This window comes from Ensifer sp. GW821-FHT05G01, from assembly GCF_059419585.1.
This window is the reverse complement of the sequence record NZ_JBWKSC010000001.1, coordinates 161,727-177,248: the sequence shown is the minus strand read 5'-3', so window position 1 is coordinate 177,248 and position 15,522 is coordinate 161,727. Positions and strand designations below refer to the sequence as shown.

The 15,522-nt window shown below is 62.3% G+C and carries 16 protein-coding genes and 1 tRNA gene; 10 read left to right on the top strand and 7 right to left on the bottom strand.

Annotated features, from left to right (window positions below):
- The first annotated feature begins 138 nt into the window (after positions 1 to 138).
- Complete coding sequence (rnk, locus tag AC07UR_RS00855; protein ID WP_494700009.1) at positions 139 to 546, top strand: nucleoside diphosphate kinase regulator; 408 nt, start codon at positions 139 to 141, stop codon at positions 544 to 546.
- 143 nt (positions 547 to 689) lie between these two features.
- Here rnk and AC07UR_RS00850 read toward each other — a convergent pair whose 3' ends face one another.
- Entirely contained in the window at positions 690 to 1,145 is a 456-nt protein-coding gene (locus AC07UR_RS00850) for a DoxX family protein (protein WP_173418663.1), read from the bottom strand.
- A gap of 298 nt (positions 1,146 to 1,443) precedes the next feature.
- Here AC07UR_RS00850 and AC07UR_RS00845 point away from each other — a divergent pair, with 298 nt between their 5' ends.
- Together AC07UR_RS00845 and AC07UR_RS00840 are read left to right on the top strand one after the other, a co-directional pair.
- Positions 1,444 to 1,725, top strand: a complete 282-nt coding sequence (locus tag AC07UR_RS00845) for an Rdx family protein (protein ID WP_025425523.1) — start codon at positions 1,444 to 1,446, stop codon at positions 1,723 to 1,725.
- Positions 1,726 to 1,808: 83 nt separating this feature from the next.
- Positions 1,809 to 2,153 carry a YqaA family protein gene (locus AC07UR_RS00840; protein ID WP_173420932.1) on the top strand — a complete coding sequence of 115 codons (345 nt, stop codon included), beginning with the start codon at positions 1,809 to 1,811 and terminating at the stop codon, positions 2,151 to 2,153.
- A 4-nt stretch (positions 2,154 to 2,157) separates the two neighbouring features.
- On the opposite strand, the gene AC07UR_RS00835 is transcribed toward AC07UR_RS00840, so the two are convergent.
- The gene (locus tag AC07UR_RS00835; RefSeq protein ID WP_176351193.1) at positions 2,158 to 2,784 is read right to left on the bottom strand and encodes a ribonuclease D; all 627 of its coding nucleotides are present in this window, start codon (positions 2,782 to 2,784) and stop codon (positions 2,158 to 2,160) included.
- 111 nt (positions 2,785 to 2,895) lie between these two features.
- On the opposite strand from AC07UR_RS00835, the gene AC07UR_RS00830 reads away from it, so the two are divergent.
- The 3 genes from AC07UR_RS00830 to AC07UR_RS00820 all read left to right on the top strand — a co-directional run bounded on the left by AC07UR_RS00830 (position 2,896) and on the right by AC07UR_RS00820 (position 6,520).
- The gene (locus tag AC07UR_RS00830; RefSeq protein ID WP_173418661.1) at positions 2,896 to 3,207 is read left to right on the top strand and encodes a hypothetical protein; all 312 of its coding nucleotides are present in this window, start codon (positions 2,896 to 2,898) and stop codon (positions 3,205 to 3,207) included.
- Between the two features lie 141 nt (positions 3,208 to 3,348).
- Positions 3,349 to 4,380 carry a hydroxyacid dehydrogenase gene (locus AC07UR_RS00825; protein WP_209788165.1) on the top strand — a complete coding sequence of 344 codons (1,032 nt, stop codon included), beginning with the start codon at positions 3,349 to 3,351 and terminating at the stop codon, positions 4,378 to 4,380.
- A 172-nt stretch (positions 4,381 to 4,552) separates the two neighbouring features.
- Entirely contained in the window at positions 4,553 to 6,520 is a 1,968-nt protein-coding gene (locus tag AC07UR_RS00820) for an adenylate/guanylate cyclase domain-containing protein (RefSeq protein ID WP_209788168.1), read from the top strand.
- Positions 6,521 to 6,541: 21 nt separating this feature from the next.
- On the opposite strand, the gene AC07UR_RS00815 is transcribed toward AC07UR_RS00820, so the two are convergent.
- The gene (locus AC07UR_RS00815; protein WP_209788171.1) at positions 6,542 to 7,492 is read right to left on the bottom strand and encodes an adenylate/guanylate cyclase domain-containing protein; all 951 of its coding nucleotides are present in this window, start codon (positions 7,490 to 7,492) and stop codon (positions 6,542 to 6,544) included.
- Positions 7,493 to 7,544: 52 nt separating this feature from the next.
- On the opposite strand from AC07UR_RS00815, the gene AC07UR_RS00810 reads away from it, so the two are divergent.
- Complete coding sequence (locus tag AC07UR_RS00810) at positions 7,545 to 7,835, top strand: hypothetical protein (RefSeq protein WP_209788174.1); 291 nt, start codon at positions 7,545 to 7,547, stop codon at positions 7,833 to 7,835.
- A gap of 5 nt (positions 7,836 to 7,840) precedes the next feature.
- Here AC07UR_RS00810 and AC07UR_RS00805 read toward each other — a convergent pair.
- A tRNA-Leu gene (locus tag AC07UR_RS00805) sits at positions 7,841 to 7,927 on the bottom strand.
- Between the two features lie 77 nt (positions 7,928 to 8,004).
- Complete coding sequence (locus AC07UR_RS00800) at positions 8,005 to 9,432, bottom strand: phosphomannomutase (RefSeq protein ID WP_209788178.1); 1,428 nt, start codon at positions 9,430 to 9,432, stop codon at positions 8,005 to 8,007.
- Positions 9,433 to 9,650: 218 nt separating this feature from the next.
- On the opposite strand from AC07UR_RS00800, the gene AC07UR_RS00795 reads away from it, so the two are divergent.
- The gene (locus AC07UR_RS00795; RefSeq protein WP_209788181.1) at positions 9,651 to 10,169 is read left to right on the top strand and encodes a BA14K family protein; all 519 of its coding nucleotides are present in this window, start codon (positions 9,651 to 9,653) and stop codon (positions 10,167 to 10,169) included.
- A 184-nt stretch (positions 10,170 to 10,353) separates the two neighbouring features.
- Entirely contained in the window at positions 10,354 to 11,127 is a 774-nt protein-coding gene (locus AC07UR_RS00790; RefSeq protein WP_209788184.1) for a hypothetical protein, read from the top strand.
- On the opposite strand, the gene AC07UR_RS00785 is transcribed toward AC07UR_RS00790, so the two are convergent.
- Positions 11,128 to 11,460 carry a DUF6665 family protein gene (locus AC07UR_RS00785; RefSeq protein WP_209788186.1) on the bottom strand — a complete coding sequence of 111 codons (333 nt, stop codon included), beginning with the start codon at positions 11,458 to 11,460 and terminating at the stop codon, positions 11,128 to 11,130.
- A gap of 418 nt (positions 11,461 to 11,878) precedes the next feature.
- On the opposite strand from AC07UR_RS00785, the gene AC07UR_RS00780 reads away from it, so the two are divergent.
- The gene (locus AC07UR_RS00780; RefSeq protein ID WP_209788188.1) at positions 11,879 to 13,486 is read left to right on the top strand and encodes a hypothetical protein; all 1,608 of its coding nucleotides are present in this window, start codon (positions 11,879 to 11,881) and stop codon (positions 13,484 to 13,486) included.
- Between the two features lie 215 nt (positions 13,487 to 13,701).
- Here AC07UR_RS00780 and rpsA read toward each other — a convergent pair whose 3' ends face one another.
- The gene (gene rpsA, locus AC07UR_RS00775; protein WP_077499319.1) at positions 13,702 to 15,408 is read right to left on the bottom strand and encodes a 30S ribosomal protein S1; all 1,707 of its coding nucleotides are present in this window, start codon (positions 15,406 to 15,408) and stop codon (positions 13,702 to 13,704) included.
- Positions 15,409 to 15,522: the final 114 nt, after the last annotated feature.

The window sequence follows — 15,522 nt, the reverse complement described above, 5'->3', positions numbered from 1 at the left end:
AGGGGAGCCTTTCGCGTCGGCAAATGAGAACGCCCGTTCCCTGGCCGCGATCCGAGCGCCGAGTTTTTCCCGATAGAATTATCCTAGAACAGCAACGACGGCGCTCATGGCCCGTCGCAGAAAATGTCAGGTATCATCATGGCGACCACCGCCCGCAACAAGCTTCCCGCAATCATCATCAATGCCGAGGACCACAAGCGCCTGACGGCGCTTGCCTCTTCCGCCCTCGATCGCATTCCCGAAGTCGCCGAGGCGCTCCTGACGGAGCTCGAGCGGGCGCGCATTGCCCCGCCAGCAAAGCTCCCGGCCGACAGCGTGCAGATGGGGTCCACCGTCTCCTTCGAGGCCGACAATGGTTTTGCCAAGCAGGTGACGCTGGTTTATCCCGGCGAAGCCGATATCGAGGCCGGACGCATTTCGGTGCTGACGCCGATCGGCGCAGCCTTGATCGGGCTCTCGGTCGGCCAGTCGATCGATTGGCACGACCGCTCCGGCAAGGTGCACCGGATGACCATCCGCAACGTGACCGCCGCCGAGAAGGCCTAAACGCGTTGCTTCAACCGCGGGGTGGCGAAAATCCTCGCGGCGGCCGATGGGGAAGTTTGAGGATGCGCATCCCTTCCCCAAAAACGAGTCGAGGAGGCCGGTGGTCAAACCGCCCTCCCCGCATTTCACGAGGCAGAAGCCTGTCAGAACTGCTTGCCGAGTTTGGCGTCGACGGACTGGCTGTTGGCGCCGCGAATGGCAAAGAAGAACAGGATCGCTGCCCAGAGAATCGACTTCTCGGCACCGCCGAGGCCTTCTCCCTGCACGATGCCGTGGAAGTAGACGGTAACGAGCAGCACGATCGTGGCGGCGAAAGCGGCCGGGCGGGTGAAAAGGCCGATGGCGATCAGAATGCCGCCGAAGAACTCGGTCGCGGCAAGCAACGGCGACCAGAAGACGCCGGGATAAAAGCCGAGGCTTTCGACCATCCCGACGGCGCCGAAGGGATTGACGATCTTGCCGTAACCGTGAGTTACGAGCAGCACGCCGCAAAGAACGCGCAGCAGCGTTTCAGCAAAGGTGTCGAGCGGCAGATAGATCTTTTCCAGTGCCGGCAAGATTGCACGGGGACGGGAAGTCGAAACGGTGGCATCAGTCATGGTTAAGTCCTCTTGGAGGTGGCTGCGACAATATGTGCAATGCAGCAATGTCTCGCCGGGCGCCTTTCCCTTTGCAAGGGTGCCATCGATAAAAACATGACTAGTTCAGTTGACAAATATGTGAGAGGCGCGTGACCACAAGCTGCTGTCCGTCGTCGCGTCTGCGCAACAGACGGCCATTTTCGCCAAAGGACGCGGTAACGCCCGAAATTTACAGCCTATTTTTCTGCGCAGACAGGTTCCTGTCTTGCGGCGTTATGCAGTATGTTGCCGCGCACAAACCACCCGGGAAGCACAGATGGATGAGAAACCGCGGATAACCATTCTCTATTGCACGCAGTGCAACTGGCTTTTGCGCGCCGGCTGGATGGCGCAGGAGCTGCTGCAGACCTTCGGCCAATCGCTGGGCGAAGTGGCGCTCATTCCCGGCACCGGCGGCAATTTCGAAATCCGCGTCAATGACGAACTGATCTGGGAGCGCAAGCGCGACGGCGGCTTCCCAGGACCCAAGGAACTGAAGCAGCGCATCCGCGACATCATCGAGCCGGAGCGCGATCTCGGCCATACGGACAGGAGCTGATCCTGGATTTCGGCATTCTTGCTGGCGTTTTTTCGGCAGCCTTCCTCTCAGCGACACTTCTGTTCGGCATGTCGGAGGCGGCGATCGTCGCTGCGGCGCTTCATGGTGAAACGAGCCGTTTCGCCCTTTTCGTTGCGGCCACGGCCGGCAATGTGCTCGGCGCTGTCGTCAACTTCGTGCTTGGGCGGTTTTTGATCCGCTTCGAGGGGCGACGCTGGTTCCCGATTTCGCCCGCAGCGCGACAGAAGGCGGAGACGCTGTTTGCGCGCTATGGCCAGCCGGTGCTGCTGCTCTCCTGGCTGCCCATTGTCGGCGATCCGCTGACGCTCGTCGCCGGGTTGCTGCGCATGCCTTTCGCGCTGTTCCTGGTGTTCGTGGCGATCGGCAAGGCAGCGCGTTACGGCGTCGTTCTCTGGCTGACACCCTGACGCTTCAGCTGTGTGCGAAAATATCGGTCTCGTCCCAGCCGAGCAGGTCGAGCTTGCAGCGGGTCGGAAGGAAGGCGAAGCAGGCATCCGCGTGCTCCATGCGGCCATCACGCAAGAGCCGCGCCGTCAGTTTTTCGCGCAGCGCATGCAGGTACAGCACGTCGGATGCGGCATATTCGAGCTGTGCCGGCGACAGGACCGCCGCCCCCCAGTCGGAGGACTGCTGCTGCTTGGAAATGTCGACGTCGAGCATTTCCTTGAGATTGTCCTTCAATCCGTGGCGGTCCGAATAGGTACGGGTCAGGCGGGAGGCGATCTTGGTGCAGAACACCGGCGTCGTCGTCACGCCGAAGGTGTGGAACAGCACGGCGATATCGAAACGGCCGAAATGAAAGATCTTCTGGCGCGCCGGGTCTTCGAGCATGGCGACGAGGTTCGGCGCCTCTTTTTGGCCGGCGGCAATCCGGATCACGTCGGCCGTGCCGTCTCCCGGTGAAAGCTGGACGACGCAGAGCCGGTCACGGCGGGGGACAAGGCCAAGCGTTTCGGTGTCGATGGCAATCGCGCCTCTGTAGCGAGCGGCATCGGCTGCGGAAATATCGCCTTCGTGAAACCGTATTGCATTCGCCATCGAAAATCCCCAGATGAAACGGAAGTGGTGTCGCCTATAGCGCAAGTTGGGTTCTGGCGAAACCGTGTCATGGCACCTCCCTGCGGGTGCTGTCTTCGAAAGCTCGCATTGATGACATCCCGACGCCCTGCCCTCGCTCTTTCAGTCCTCACCGTCGCTTTTGGCCTCTTCACCATGCCGGCGCTGGCACAGAACTATACGGATCTGCCGGGCGTGCGCCCTATGGATCCTCTGAACGACAACGGCGACAAGGTGGTGTGCGAACAGTCGCTCATCGACCGCGACTATCCGTTCGAATCGAGTTCACGCGGCGGACCGCGATACGACACGATCTACAATTGCCGCCGCGGCGACGGTCCGGTGTTCCAGGGTACCGATCTGCCACCGTCGCTCTACCGGCAGAAGCGCGGGCTCGGCTACTGAAGCAACGTAGCCGCCTTCAATGAAGCCGCTTGAAGGAGAGATGCTCCGGGCCATTCCGGCTCGCGCTTGGCAAGGCGTGGATTTGTTCCTAGAAATTTGAAAGAGGAAACGCGGGGGCCATGCCTTCGCCGAGGAGGAACAATGCTCGACACCAACCGGCCGCTTGCCATCAGCGCGCCCGCGCCCCGCACGCTCGACCTGATCTTCACGGACGACGCCCTCAAGCAGTTGCACGCGCGCTACCGCATCGTCGAAGTCGACCCCGAAGATATCGCCGGCCTCGGCGACGAAGTGCTGTCACAGGCACGCTACATCATCGGCCAGCCGCCGCTCGATCACGATACGCTGCGGCGGATGCCGAAGCTGCGCGCCATTCTCAATGTCGAGAGCAACCTGATCAACAACATGCCCTACGAGGTGCTGTTCGAACGCGGTATTCACGTGGTCACGACCGGCCAGGTGTTTGCCGAGCCGGTGGCAGAACTGGGGCTCGCCATGGCCCTCAACATCGCGCGCGGCATCGTTGAGGCCGATGTCGCCTTTCGCGACGGCCGGGAGCTTTGGGGCGGAGACGGCAATCGCTCGGCGCGGCTCTTGTCCGGCGCGGACATCGGCATCATCGGCTTCGGGGACCTGGGCAAGGCGCTGAACCGGGTGCTTTCAGGCTTCCGCGCGAAAATCCGCGTCTTCGATCCCTGGATGCCAGCCTCGATCCTCAGGGAAAATGGCGTCGAGCCGGCGGCGCTCGAAACCGTGCTGACGGAAAGTGATTTCGTCTTCGTCGTCGCCTCGGTCACCAGCGAAAACGAAGGTTTTCTCGGCGCAAGGGCTTTTGCCAGCATGCGTCCAGGTGCGGCCTTCATCCTGCTCAGCCGTGCCGGCGTCGTCGATTTCGACGCACTGATGTCGGCCGTCGAAAGCGGACACATCGTTGCGGCCAGCGACGTGTTTCCGCAAGAGCCGCTGCCGCTCGACCACAAGGTACGCCGCCTGCCCGGCTTCCTGCGCTCGGCACACCGGGCGGGCGCGCTCGACAGCGCCTTCAAGAAGATGGGCGACATGGTACTGGAAGACATGGACCTGATGGACCGAGATCTGCCGCCGATGCGCTGCAAGCGCGCCGAGCGCGAAACGGTGGCGCGGATGCGCTCCAAGCCGGTGACCGTCAACTGAGCCACCGTTTTTCACGGGTGGATTTCGGCGGGTTCGTTCCTCCCGCCGATTAACGTGTTTTATGGGAATTGCATATAGAGTTCAACGTAACGGCGACATGTGCGTCATCGGCACACGCAAAAGGCGCCGGAACAGTACAAACCGTAGGGTAGAGCGAAACCAGAGGCCCGGAATGGCAGACAAGGCGCCCGACGCTCGACAAAGCAGAACAGGCGATGGCTGGAACAGTTCGCTGCGGTCACTGTTCAGCCTGGTTATGGTCGCCATGCTGATCGCCGTTTCCACGATCCTCGTCGGACTTGACTATAACCGCTCGCGCAATGCCGCGATCGCGGATGCAGAGGCCAATATGCATGGCTTCATGAGCCGGTTGGTCGACCGGCTGGGCGTTCTCTCAGGTGATACCTCCGCACTCGTCAGCCTCGTCTCATCGGTTGCCAACTCCTTCCTCGTGCCGCCACCGGAGCGGATGAACGACAAGGTGGCGGTCCTGCGCGAGGGCATTACCCGTTCGCCACATATCGACGGTGTCTATGTCGGCTACCCCGACGGCGCCTTCTTTCAGATGGTCGACCTCAAGCAGGTCGCATGGCGCGTGGCACTCGATGCGCCGCGCGGCGCGGCCATTGCCGTGCGCTCGATGGAAAAGGATGCAAGCGGCAATCCCCTCCAACGGGTGCTCTTCCTGGACAAGGACGGTACGCAATTCTCCGAACGGCTTGTGCCGCCCTCAGGCTTCGACCCACGAACCAGGCCCTGGTATCGAGCGGCCGTAAACGGAAAGGCTGCGGTTTCGATCGGCCCCTACGAAAGTGCCACGACCGAAACGCTTGAAATGACGATCTCGCAGGCCCATCGCGGCAATCCGCAGATCGTCATTGGCGCCGACGTCGTCCTCGATACGATCACCGACTTCCTCGCCCGCGAGCGGCTGACGGCGGGCTCGGTCTCTTTCATTCTCGATGCCGTCGGTAAACCGATCATCCATTCCGACCGGGTGATGATGCGACGCATCATGGCGGCAAAGGATAAGGATGGGCCGATCGTTCAGGCTGAGAGCGACCCCCTGATCAAGAGCATCCGTCTCAATCCGCCAGCGCCCGGCAAGGCCGACTTCGTCGAAGTCGGAGACCGAACCTATCTCGTCATGGTGACGCCGCTCGAATCCGCGCTGCTTCTCTCCGGCAACCGCGCCGTGGTGGCCGCACCGCTCGACGAGCTCATGGCCGACGCCAACAGGACGCTGGTCCAGGGACTGACCATATCCGGCGCCGTCGTCGCGCTTGCCGTGCTGTCGTCGCTCGTGCTTGCGCACCTGATCACCAAATCGCTCAACCAGCTGACCGCCAGCGCCAACCGGCTGCAGGACCTGGACTTCACCACGCCAATCGACGTGTCGTCGCATGTCAGCGAGATCTCCACCCTCGGCGGCGCGATGAACCGCGCGCGCGACGCGATCTTCACCTTCGCGCTCTACGTCCCGAGGGAACTGGTGCGCAAGGGCATCGAATCCGGTCAGTTCAGTGGCCGCGCGGCCTGGCGCCAGGAGGTGACGGCGCTTTTCACCGACATCTACGACTTCACCACCTTGAGCGAGCAGCACGCGCCGGAAGAGGTGGTGGCGATGCTTTCGGAGTATTTCGACATTTTCAGCGAGGTGGTCGATGCCCATGACGGCACGATCATCCAGTTCCTCGGCGATTCGGTCTTTGCCATGTGGAACGCGCCCGCCGCTGACGAACGCCATGCGGAAAATGCCTGTCGTTGCGCACTGGCGGTCGAGGCACGGCTGCAGGTGTTCAACGACGCGCAACGCAAGAAGGGATTGCCCGAATTCCGCACCCGCTTCGGTATTCACACCGGCACCGCCGTCGTCGGCAGCGTCGGCGCGAAGGAGCGGCTGCAATACACGGCTATGGGCGACACGGTGAACGTCGCCTCGCGGCTCGAAGGCATGAACAAGAACTACGGCACGACAATCATGGCAAGCGATGCCGTCGTCGCCCAGGCATCCGATGCGATCACCTTCCGGCCTCTCGGCACTGCGCAGGCCAAGGGGCGCGCCACGGCGCTGGAAATCTACGAGGTGGTCAGCGCGCGCCCGGTTGTCGAGGCAACGCCGCAGCAAGCGCCCTCCTGACGGGCTGGACTGCTCGCTCGGTCAAAACTTCGCACCATCTCTCCCGCGCATGACCCAACGGATTCCGGCGGCAACAGCAATGGCAAGCAGCGGCCACACCGCCCAGAACACTCCCCGCCAGGACAGGACATTGATTGCGACGAGCGTCAGACCAACGATCGCGAGCGTGCCAATCACCCGGTCGATCCTGTTGTTTGCCCGCACCCATTCCAGGGCAGCGACGACCGCAAGTCCCAGAAGTGGCCAGGTCGCCCAGAACACACCGCGCCAGCTCAACAGATTGAGCGCGACGAGGCCGGCTCCGATCACGGCCAGCGCGCCCAGAAGCTTGCCGGTCAGGCTCATCGGTCTGGCGGTGGTTTCGACAGGTACCAGTGCGGGCTGAACGGGACGCTCGACCGGCCGCCCCCATTCGCCCCCAGGGTCCGATCCGGCCGCGGCGTCATCGGCCGCGCCGATGCGCACCGCGTAGCTCGGCACGCCGCCGTCGATGTTCTTGACCTCGAGCTGGCCCAAGAATTCGAAGCCGACGGCAACCTTGTTGCGCACCTGGTCGTAGACTGTATTGGAAATCACGATGCCGCCGGCGGGGGCGGAGGCCTGCAGGCGCGCGGCCACGTTGACGCCATCGCCGTAGATGTCGTCATCCTCGGTGATCACGTCTCCGAGGTTGATGCCGATACGAAAAAGCATCGGCGCGCTGTCTGCGCTTTTCGCGTTGTATCCGGCAAGCTCGCTCTGGACGTCGATCGCCGCACGCAAAGCCTCGACGACACTCGGGAAATCGGCGATCAGCCCATCGCCCCAGGTATTGATGACCCGGCCGCCATGCGCCTCGATCAGGCGTGTCATGGCATCCCGGTACCGCTTGAGAGTGGCAAGCGTACCCTCCTCGTCCGCACGCATCAGGCGGGAGTAGTCCTGGACGTCAGCGGAGAAGATGGTCGTCAGCTTGCGACGCGTTTCAGCCATCACGGTTGATCCTCGCTTGAAATCCGCCGCCGCAGCGGATCATGAGATAGTAGTGAGCCTGACATGGATCGCAAGATGCGCCGCCACAAGGGCCCTCCTGAAGGATGAACGACCCACGACCGCGCAAGAACACCAGATGCTTCGAAACGGCGCCTGTGGCGCGATGGCAAGCCCGCAAACCCGATGCAGCAACGCAGCCTCGACTGCGCCGCTTCGCGCGCACGAAACAGGCCATTTTTCATCAGGGAAACTGGTGGTGATGCCGTCGGGGCAGGCCAAAAGCCAGAAACGAAAAAACCCCGGCAAGCCGGGGTTTTTCAAACCAAAACAAATGTTTGGTTAAAGGAATGGTGCCCAGAAGAGGACTCGAACCTCCACACCCTTTCGAGTACCAGCACCTGAAGCTGGCGCGTCTACCAATTCCGCCATCTGGGCGACGAGCGGGGGTGTAAAAGGCCCGAGCCGAAGTGTCAACAGGCATTTTGAAGTTTTCGTGTCAGGACGCAAAAAAGTCAGTTTGGCGTCGCTTTTGCCCAGGACCTGATTGTGGAAAGTCCTTGAGCAAGCAGCTCGTCCGCCTCTGCCGCCGTTTCGGCTTCGACATAGCAGCGCATCTCCGGTGCGTTTCCGGATGGGCGGAAGTGGATGGCGCGACCATCGGCGAGGGTCACGCGCAGGCCGTCGATGTCGCTGACCGCGGCCGGACGACCGATCGGAGCGAGGAACGCGCCGAGATTTTCTGCCCCACCCCGCAGATGCGCCATAAGGCGTGCACTGGTTTCCACCGGGAAGTTTTCCAGCCGGTCACTGAGCGCGACCGGAAGGCGATAGGACGCCGCCAGCGCCGAGAGGGTCATCCGACTCTCGGCCGCGCGTGCAAGCAGCGCAAGGATCGGCAGGAAGCTGTCGCGGGTGGGCAGGGCCTTGAGGACGCCATTGCCAACCGAGAAATCACTCGCCGTCAGCGTACCGCCGTTCGCCTCGAAGCCGGCGACCTTCATCACACCCTCGCGGATCGCTTGCGCCATTGCGGCAATCACATAGGGCGAGCCGACGCGAGTGCGGATGACCGAAAGGCCTTCGGCTCGTTCGAGGCCGGAATTGGAGGTGACCGGCGTCACGGCCACCTGCGCGCCGAGGAACTCGCAGGCGACAAGACCCAAGAGGTCGCCGCGCAGCGGTGCGCCTTTCTCGTCGGCCACCAGCGGTCGGTCGCCATCGCCATCGGCCGAGACGATCGCATCCAGGCCATGTTCCGACGCCCAGGCGGCAAGCCTGGAAAGCGTTTCAGACGAAACGGCCTCGGTATCGACAGGCACGAAATCCTCGGAACGGCCCAAGGCCACCGTCTCAGCACCATAAAACGAGAGCACATCGACCAGGAGGTCGCGGGCGACGGTGCTGTGTTGATAGACGCCGATGCGCAGACCGGCAAGCGAGTCCGGCGGCAACAGATCCCGGTTGCGCTGAAGGAACTGCTCTGCGGCCGACGACGCATGGTCCTCTCCCACACCTGCCAAAGGCACGGCCTCGCCGACGATCGCATCGGCAAGAGCGCTGATCGCCAGTTCGTCGTTCTTGTCGATTTCACCGTCCGGCCGGTAAAACTTGATGCCGTTGCGGTCGGCGGGAATATGCGAACCGGTGATCATCAGGCCCGCGGCCTTGTGGACAAGACCATAGAGGGCCAGTGCCGGGGTCGGCACAGTACCGCAGTCGAAGACGCGAAACCCTTCGCTCTTCAGAGCGTCGGTGCATACGGCCGCGATTTCGGGGCTGGAATCGCGAAAATCGCGGGCAATCAGGATCGGATCCCCCGCCTTCGCCTGCCCGGAGGCGATCAGGTGCCGCGCGAAGGCCTTCGCATAGCGTGCAGACGGCTCGCCCGTCAGCTCTTCCGACAGGCCGCGCAGGCCGCTGGTACCGAACTTCAATTGCATCTCATGCTCCGTAAACGCTGACGACCGGCAATAGGCAAGAATAACAGTGACATGGCAAACGTTCCGGCGCACCCTATATCCGAAAACAGACGGAGCAAAAATCCGGCGGCTGGCCAAACGGATCCGCACGGTTTCGCCATGAATAAACCAAGAAAAAGACACGTAATGTGAAGCAGGGACACAACCTGAAAGCAACCCTTTCGGAAAGTGAGGAAAGCATGACGGGATTTCGGAATTTCGTTGTCGGCTGCGCCCTGGCCGCCGCCTCTCTGGCGACCCCGGCCGGACCCGCCCGGGCTATGCCGCTGCAAGCAAGCGACGTTCAGATCAAGGTGCAAGGCGACGTCCAGAACGCACAATACTATCCGTACAGGCGATACGGAGGCGTCATGTATCCCAACGGCTGGGGCCGCGGCGGCTGGGGTGGCGGCTGGGGCGGCGGATGGGGACCTGGCTACTACGGCGGTGGATGGAACTCCTACTACCGGCCGGGCTTCAGCCTCTATTTCGGGCAGAGCTACGGCGGCTACTACAACAACTACCCCCGCTACTACGATGACTACTATCCACGCCGCTACTATCGGGAGCGCTACTACTATCGCGACAACTATGTTCGCCGCGGCTACAGCGCCCATGTGAACTGGTGCCTGTCGCGCTATCGCTCCTACAATCCGGCAACCAACCGGTTCCTTACCTACAGCGGCGTCTATCGCGCCTGCTACTCGCCCTATCGATAGCTCACGCCCTGGCGGCGCAGCGACCGCGTTGCGCCGCTTCCCCCCGATCCGGCATAGTGGCCGATTTCTTGGCCGATATCTGGGCCGATATCTGGGCCGATATCTGGGAATGACAGGTTAAGCTGCAATTAACCTCGCCATCTTACCGTTTCATAACGTTCGCAACTTTTGCCGGAATGAAACGATGCTGCTGCCCACCCAGCAATCCAGCGCCACCGCAACGACCAATCTGGTCGGTTCGATCCTGAAGGATATCGAGAAGCGTCAGGCGGAAGAGGAAGAGAAGGCCAAGGGCACCAAGGACGACAAGATCCTGAAGGCTCAGGTCAAATCGGACGACGCCCAGAAAGCGGCCAACACCAAGATCAACGATCACTTCTTCAATCAGGCTGGAAACGATGCCAACAGCAACCGGATGGTGCTCATCCGAGAAGTCGGCGCGTTCTTCGATCTGAAGCGTGAGGACTTCAAGTCCGATTTCGCCTTCGGCAGCGCCTTGGAAAAGATCGTCGAAAACCTGCCGACGGATATGCTTCGCGACATCGAGAAGCAGCTGGGACTGACGAATATCGACATCTCGCTGACCGAGCTCGTCGATGCGATCAAGGATCCGCAGGGTAGCCAGGGCAAGAAGCTGCAGGACGCGCTCGACAGCAAGGGCACCCAAAAGGCCGGCCACAGCAGCGACGCGGCCAAGGCGATCCAACGCCTTGCGGATGCGGCGGAGGTGAAGTCGCTGGATGAGCTGCAGCTGGACAGTCTGACGAGCGATCCGACGCGCGTTGCCGACGCGGAGACCCTGGCCGAGCAGCAGAAGGAACTGCAAGCGCTCGAGGCCAAAGACAATCTGGAAGACGTGCGTGACGCCCGCGAGGCCGAAGCCGAGCGCCCGCTGCCAGTCCGGATCGACGAGATCGGCCTCTACAGTCTCGCCAGCCAGGCGCTGTTCGCCGCCTGATCACTTTCGACGGACAATCCCCAATCTCGCCATCACCGCCTTGGGGATGCCGTAGCGCCGCACCGCATCGCGACTGTCGCGCAGGCCGCAGATCTCGCGCTGGATAAAAAACGCCCAGACGGCGTCAGCCGCATCGTCGAGCAACCGCTCGCGCAATTCCGGCGGGGTTTCCTTCCCCTCGCATGCCTGCAAGGCGGCGATCGCCTTTTCGACCTTGAGGCCGTGCCGCCCGAGCGCGTCGGCGCGCTCCGATAACAGTTCGTATTCGAGAGCGCTGATGGCGCCGGAAGCGAAATGGGATGGGCTGAGCGATTTTGGAGGGCGAACAGTCATCCGAAACTCCATGGCATGGACTTGGGATAGCGCCGCGCGCCGACCAGGGTGCACGATGGCGACGGCAGTGTCCGATCTTGCCGCCAGATCGGTCCCGATGCAAAGGGATCGTGCACGACCCTGGCTGGCGGCGATGGCCTCTACAAGGCTTCCCAAGGGCATGGGCCGCCTCGTCGCATGGTTAAGATTTTATAAACTTATCTCACCTAACGTCGAAGCATCATGCCGATTCCCGTATCCGCAGCCAAGCTGCGGCAAGTCTGGCCGGTTGGCCGAGACGCGCATGAGGCGCCAGCCCGAATAGAACAGCCAATCTCTACGGCGGATATCGAATTGGTCCGTCGAAACGCATGGAATCTGGATGCCGCCTGCCGACGGTGGCGCTTCAACCCGAGGGTCAAGCGAGAGGGAGACCAGAATGCTGACACCCATTCTCACGGTCAGAACCGCGACCGGGCCAGCCGAAGAGGCGAGCACGCGGCCCCAGCAGCCGTCAGCCCCCCTTACGGCCGCACAACGGGGCGAAGCGATACAGAAGATCCTCGATGCGCTGACCCGGCATCTGGCTGGCCGCGAGATCCTTTCCAAGGACGCCCTCGTGCGGCTGATGGAGGACCTCGCCCGCATTCTCAAGTTTCCGCCGCTGCCGCAGGAGGGCGGACGCGACTTCGTGCGTCGACTCGTCACTTTTCTCGAATCCATGCCGATGCCGGAACGCGTGGCGCTTGAGCGGCAGCTGGGCGGGCGCAACCTGGCGCTGCGGGTCGGTATCCTCGCTGATCTGCCGGCCATCCGAAACGGCGCAGCATCGCCGTCCACGGGCGCTGCGTTGCCCAGCCTCCGCAACCCGCCTTTGCAGCCGGCCATTCCGCTGCATCTGGCCACCGCCCGGAGCCCGGTCGCAAGCGAGGTCGCGTTGCTGCAGTCCGTGCTGAAGAAGACCTTTGGGGTCGGCAGCGAGAATGACGCGTCGGGCCTGGTGACCGAGGAGGCGGAGGCGAGGCTGCCTGCCGAGGGCGAGGCAACGGCACGGCGACAGACCGTGCCGGAGCGATCGGAGCCGAGAACAATACCCGGCCGACCGCCATCACTGGACGGCCCGGAGATCGAATCCCTGACCGCCACCATCAACGGAGAGACCGATCCCGACGTCGTCGATCCGGAGGCCGGCGCCGACAAGGCTCGGTTCAGTGAAGAGGAAAATGCGCCATTGCAGCCTTCCGCCGCAGCCGAAGATGGCGATTTGCCGCTAAAGGCCAGAGAAGCGGAGGCACGCAATGGCGCTGCACGGACGGATGCCGGCAGCGAGGCGGGTCACGCCGACGAAGACCAGGAGCCGGACGGCACCTATCGCCCGCACCCCGATGGCGAGGACCATATGCAGAACGACAGGGCAGCGACACGCAGCGACCAGAGCCGCACGGATCGTGCGCTTTCCGACGCGTTGAAGGTGATCGTGCGCGACGCGCTCGGTCTGCCCGGAGAACCTGCAGGTGCAGATGCGCCCGAAACGATCCCATCCGAATTCGAAAACGCCGAAGCAAAGGCAGCGGCTAGCCTCCCAGAGGCGGAGGGCGCAGAGACGGGTCGCCCAAACCCGCTGCGACCACGCGACGCGACTGCAGGCGCCGAGCTTGCCGCTCTGAGCGTTGCGGACGACGATACGGAGCAATCAGGCCCCGCGGGTGCCACGGCCACCCAGCGCCCTCAGAAGGCCGTTGAAGACCAGGCAATGCAGCAGGCAATCGCGCGGCTGATCGAGAACGGCCTGCCACGCGAAGCGATCCCGTTTGCGATGATCCCCTATCCGATCGCAGTTGAGGACGTGAGGAACGAGGCGGAAAAGAGCGAACGGGAAGAAGGCAGAGGCGACGGCGAAGCCGCGCGAGATGACGGCGAGGCTGCGCAGGACGAAGGCACGAAGAACGGGCAGCAGATGGAAGACGGAGGAAGCGAAACGGGCGACGAACAGACCGATGAGCCCGATGTCTACGAGCTCTATCGCAAGCTCGGCGGTCTCGGCTGACCCTTACATTGAACGTTCAGAGCGCCGTGCGTCCGGAAGAACACAACGGCGACGCTCCCGCAATTTGATCACCTTAAGTCGGATGCGCTCGACCGGATCAATTGCAAGGACAATGCGCTGCATGCAGCCATGCTGCAGCCGAGCGAAATACACCCAAACAAAAGCCCGCGGAGATCGCTCTCCGCGGGCCTTTTATTTCAGACGTCAGGCAACGATTACTCGTTGGTCTGGCGGTTCTTCAGAGCGGCACCGAGAATGTCGCCGAGCGAAGCGCCCGAGTCGGACGAACCGAACTGAGCAACGGCTTCCTTCTCTTCCGCGATTTCCAGAGCCTTGATCGACAGCTGGATCTTGCGGTCCTTCTTGGAGAAGTTGGTGACGCGAGCGTCAACAACCTGGCCAACCGAGAAACGCTCCGGACGCTGTTCGTCGCGGTCACGCGACAGATCGGCGCGGCGGATGAACGCGGTGATGTCCTCGTGGCTGACGAGCTTCACTTCGATACCACCGTCGTTGACGGCGATGATCTCGGCCGAAACGACAGCGTTCTTGCGCAGTTCGCCGGAAGCGGCGGCATCGCCGACAGCATCCTTGCCGAGCTGCTTGATACCGAGCGAGATGCGCTCCTTGTCGACGTCGACGTCGAGAACAACGGCGCGAACGACGTCGCCCTTGTTGAACTCTTCGATGACCTGCTCGCCCGGACGGTTCCAGTCGAGGTCGGAAAGGTGCACCATGCCGTCAACGTCGCCGTCGAGGCCGATGAACAGGCCGAATTCGGTCTTGTTCTTGACTTCGCCTTCAACTTCCGTGCCAGCCGGATGGCTGTGCGCGAATGCCTGCCACGGGTTCTCGAGCGTCTGCTTGAGGCCGAGCGAGATGCGACGCTTGGTCGGGTCGACTTCGAGAACGACAACGTCGACTTCCTGGCTCGTGGACAGGATCTTGCCGGGGTGTACGTTCTTCTTGGTCCAGGACATTTCGGAGATGTGGATCAGGCCTTCGATGCCCGGCTCCAGCTCGACGAACGCACCGTAGTCGGTGATGTTCGTGACGGTACCGGAGATCTTCTTGCCGACCGGGTACTTCGCACCGATGCCATCCCACGGATCCGACTCGAGCTGCTTCATGCCGAGCGAGATGCGGTGGGTTTCCTGGTTGATGCGGATGATCTGAACCTTGACCTGCTGGCCGATGTTCAGGATCTCCGACGGATGGTTCACGCGACGCCATGCCATGTCGGTGACATGGAGCAGGCCGTCGATGCCGCCGAGGTCGACGAACGCACCGTAATCGGTGATGTTCTTGACGACGCCTTCGACAACCTGGCCTTCTTCAAGGTTCTGAACGATTTCAGAACGCTGCTCGGCACGGGATTCTTCCAGAACGGTACGACGCGAAACGACGATGTTGCCGCGACGCTTGTCCATCTTGAGGATTTCGAAGGGCTGCGGGTTGTGCATCAGCGGGGTCACGTCGCGGATCGGACGGATGTCGACCTGCGAGCGCGGAAGGAAGGCAACGGCGCCGTCGAGATCGACGGTGAAGCCACCCTTGACCTGGTTGAAGATGATGCCTTCGACGCGTTCGCCGGCTTCGAACTTCACTTCCAGGCGCATCCAGCTTTCTTCGCGGCGAGCCTTTTCGCGCGAAAGAACAGCTTCGCCGAGCGCGTTTTCGATGCGCTCAACGTAGACTTCGACTTCGTCGCCGACCTTGAGCGAGCCGTCCTTGGCCTTCGCGCCGAATTCCTTCAGAGCGATGCGGCCTTCGACCTTCAGGCCGACGTCGACAACGGCGACGTCCTTTTCGATGGCCGTGACGATGCCCTTGGCAACATAGCCTTCGGCCAGATCGGTCTTCGCGAAGGATTCTTCGAGAAGCGCTGCGAAATCATCACGGGTTGGGTTGGTAGCAGACATGGAATCTCCTGCATGCATCTCAAATATGAGACGCACATGCGCCGGGGGCTGGTGTTGAACAGGCCTGAACCCAGTCCGTCCCATCGAAGGGACAATCCGGCGCGTGGACGGAAT